Source organism: Neobacillus drentensis (genome assembly GCF_036962765.1).
Classification (GTDB): Bacteria; Bacillota; Bacilli; order Bacillales; family Cytobacillaceae; genus Neobacillus; species Neobacillus drentensis_C.
In genome coordinates, this window is sequence record NZ_JBALOS010000131.1 from 386 (window position 1) to 4369 (window position 3984).

Here is a 3984-nt window from a genome sequence, read left to right on the forward strand (position 1 = left end):
CGGGTGCAAGAGTTTAAGATCAAGCCGCCATTTCGGTGGCTTTTCTTATTGGACTAACGAAGCAGGTTAGTTAAACAAGAGTTCTCACTTTTTCTCGCTTAAAATGATGGCAGTAAGAAAGGATTATTAAACAACTCAATGATTACCAACAACGAAGGTATTAAGTAAAATGTCAAATCTAATGAAAAATGAACATTTTTAGGGGGAAATCGGCATATATTCACTCGAATTAAATTTTATAGGAGGTTTGATTATGCCTAGTTACGATATGAACCTTAAGAACCGATTTTTTGAGCATATCGATGGAAAAGGTATGGGTTTGACAGTGTATTCAGGAGAGTTTATTGAATACGTGGGAGACTTTTATAATGACAAAATTTCTTCTATAAGCATTGCACCTATGACTTTGATACTTTTTTTTGAAGACAGAGGCTTTAAAGGCAAAGTCAATTATTTAGAAAACTGGTCTGGCGAACAAAAACTCTTTAACATTCATAAAGGTGAGTTGCAGGACAAAATCTCATCGATTAAAACTTATCGACTTTGCCCTGGTAGTTTTGGTGCTTCAAAAGTCACTTATTATGAGCATGTCAATGCAGGTGGTGAGAACCAATATTTGCTTGCAAACCACATTCAGTCATACGTAGGAAGTCATTGGAATGACAGAATTTCTTCTTTTGAATTAGGACCACATACTGTGGCACTAATATTTGAACACAGAGACTTCAGAGGCCGTATGATGTATTTAGATAACCTTGGAAACTCTCCACTTCTCTACAACATTCATCGTGGATGGACAAATGATGAAATCTCATCAATTAAGACTTTTCGACTTTGTGAGTATTCTTAGGTGTATTAAAAATTCGCTATTACAGAGTTTAAGAACAAAGTTGAACATACAATATAGCAGTTAGTACAGAAAAAGCTTGCGGATGTATACTATCCACAAGCTTTAAATTCCCAAATGCTTACTTTATCTATTTGAGTTGCTAAATAGGAAGTATCCTCTACAACTGGTCTTATTTGTTTAAAGACTCCGTTGCTCTACGGATAACAGATGGTTTTGGTTGGTTTCCGGATTCAATTGAATTTGTTGCTTCTTCTAAATCAATTGCATCTTCTTTATCAACAGCATTTTCCCATCCCCAGTTTTTACCTCTTTTCCATAAGTTAATTATAATACAAGAGATAGCTTAGAGCATCTGTATACAAGAAACTCTCCAAGTTCCTTTAAGTGTCAATTACAGCCCATTTATTGGAAGCATAGAAAGTCAGTTAAGTACGCACACCCTACACATGCTCTCATACCGAATCGTAGCGGCGTTTTAAGAGATTCTATCCCCCTTCTTCCCTTTTCTAAGTATTCTTTTAACATAGAATTCAATCTAAGGGCATGTTATAAGCCTAGTGCGTATGCTTAGGTATAAAGCACAAACAACTCTTATCCACAAACGCATTCGGTAAATTTCCGATACGACTCAAATATTGAATATGTTTTAGTGAGGTAAAGTGATAGAACATATAGAAAATAACTGATGTTGTTCGAGACGAACGTCGAAATTAATTTTGTAACACAAATCAATACAATCAGCTGCACTCCTTGGTAGAATGTGTTCTAATTAATAAGACATTTGTTTAGAGTTCTATCGTATTGTTGATTATCCTTTTCGGTGCAAATACTTGACAGTATTATTCCCTTGATTTGCTACGTAAAGAGCCTTTCTTTTGATAGCCAATCCAGAGGGAAAGTTTAAATTTGCCTGATAAACTCCCCTACATGAAAAGGTATTTCTGGATTATTAATATTGTAAATTTGTATTTCTCCATTAACTGCACTTGAAACATAGAGATAAGTAGCCCGAATTCCCATTTTATTCTTGGTCACTCCTTTTTATTAATAAATGCACAAGAACAAGCCTTGGAAGAGTACAGAAGTGGAGTATTAAACAAATTTAAGTAGATTGTGAAGGAATGTACTTAAAGTAACGGGTGCAAGAGTTGAACATCCAGATGTCATTCTTGGCAGCTTTTCTTATTGAGCTAACGAAGCAGAATAGTTGCACAAGGAAAACGACACTTTATTGTCGAAATAAGTTAAGCGATAAATTTTTCAGTCAAAATAATAGGAGTGTTTGAAATGAATAGGATTTGTAATCAATGTCAAACTGAAATGATAGAAGAATGTAAAGTAACTGTTGAAGGTGATTTGAATAGGATTAAAATTAGTCAAAAAGGTAAAGGGTTTTTCAATAATATATCTGCAAGAGCAAAAGCAGCTGTATGCCCAAATTGTGGTTATGTTGCTTTTTATATTGACGAGTACAAAGAATTTAAAAAGTAAATCCTTATGTAACTAACGGGTGCTTTAGTTGAAAAAGGAGTTGCTGCGTCAACTCCTTTTCTTATTGTGCTAACGAAGCAGATTAGTTTAAGTGAAAAGTTTCACAAATTGGTACGTATTTTAATATTTGTAAACCCTAAATTCATCCGCGGTTTTCTATGATTAGACAAATTATTAATGTAGGGGAGAAATTTATTTTATCATTTATTTAGAAGTAATTAACACTTAACTCATAAGTAGTAGCATAATTTCAGGAATCGATGAAAATCGATTCCTTTTTAAGTATTTGGCAGAAATACTTGAATAATTTTCCTGTGAGTGTGGGGACTATAAAAAAGATGTCGAGGGTGTATTTTCTTCAGACAAATGACCTTACCTTCTGAAAATCATTATATATTCAAAACGATTTGGTGGTAAAGTATGTGAAAATTTGCTGTAAAGGAATCATTAACATTAAGTTCCGAATATAAAATACATAAAACATATGATTAATGGGGTAGTATGATGAGAAAAATTCATAATATTAAGCGATTAAAAAAGGATATTCAGGAACTTGAGAATACCAGCATACTACTCCAAAATGGTCAAGATGGTGAACTCGAACAGGATATATCCGTGAATGAAAAGGTTTTGAAACAAGTTTTTGACAATTGTTCCGATATTGTTTTTCGTCCCATTCTCGTCAATGGGCAAACTAAAATGCTTCTGGTTTATATAGATGGATTGGTGGATACCAAAACAGTGGACCAGGTTGTTTTAAAACCAATGTTGTTTGAAGGTATGCCTAATGGATTAAAGGGTGTGAACTCAATAGGTGAAATCATTCAAGAGCAACTTGTCGCTGTTTCTCAATTAAAGACGGTTTCAAAGGTTCGTGAGGTTATAGAGGCAGTAATGAAAGCTAATATCGTCGTTCTAACAGACGGGGAGAATCAAGCCTTGGTTGCTGATTTAAAAGGGTTTGAAAAACGTAGTATTGAAGAGCCTTCTGCCGAGATTTCTGTTCGTGGCCCTCGGGACGGGTTTACGGAAACGCTAAGAGTCAATACGAGCCTTCTTCGCCGAAGAATTCGGAGCCCAAGGCTAAAAATGGAACCTTATTCGATTGGGGAATTATCACAAACAGATGTGGTAATTGCCTACATTGAGGGGATTGCTCCAAATTCGGTATTGAAGGAAGTTCGGCAAAGGGTTCAGCGAATACAAATTGATGGGGTGTTGGAGTCAGCCTTTATTGAAGAGTTTATTGAGGATCAACCTTTTTCACCTTTTCCTCAAATTCAGAATACCGAACGGCCGGATGCAGTTTGTGCAAGCCTACTAGAAGGGAAAATTGCCATTTTAGTAGATAACACACCCTTCGTTCTGATCCTTCCTATGACATTCTGGACAGGTCTGCAGGCAACGGAGGATTATTATGAACGATCCGTTTACACAACCTTTGTTCGATGGATACGTTTTGTTTTAATCAATGTTTCATTATTTCTTCCTTCTCTATACGTTGCTATTACGACCTTTCATCCGAAATTGATCCCGACAAATTTACTTATTAGTATTGCATCGGCGCGTGAAAGCATTCCTTTCCCGGCTGTCATAGAAGCGCTAATGATGGAATTTATGTTTGAAGGTTTGAGGGAAGCTGG

General features: G+C 35.6%; 3 protein-coding genes. All 3 read left to right on the forward strand.

Features of this window, described 5'->3' with window-relative positions; translation table 11 throughout:
* Nucleotides 1-253 precede the first annotated feature (253 nt).
* On the forward strand, nt 254-850 hold the full coding sequence (locus tag V7137_RS16805; protein WP_335699149.1) for a beta/gamma crystallin domain-containing protein: 597 nt from the start codon (nt 254-256) through the stop codon (nt 848-850).
* 1287 nt (nt 851-2137) lie between these two features.
* Nucleotides 2138-2341 (forward strand): hypothetical protein, encoded by a 204-nt coding sequence (locus V7137_RS16810; RefSeq protein ID WP_335699150.1) that lies wholly within the window; start codon nt 2138-2140, stop codon nt 2339-2341.
* 501 nt (nt 2342-2842) lie between these two features.
* On the forward strand, nt 2843-3984 hold a 1142-nt coding region (locus tag V7137_RS16815), incomplete at its 3' end, for a spore germination protein (RefSeq protein WP_335699158.1).

What these genes read in the sequence shown, in the direction of transcription:
- V7137_RS16810 (WP_335699150.1), top strand. Translation starts at nt 2,138, where the DNA reads ATGAATAGGATTTGTAATCAATGTCAAACTGAAATGATAGAAGAATGT.
- V7137_RS16805 (WP_335699149.1), top strand. Translation starts at nt 254, where the DNA reads ATGCCTAGTTACGATATGAACCTTAAGAACCGATTTTTTGAGCATATC.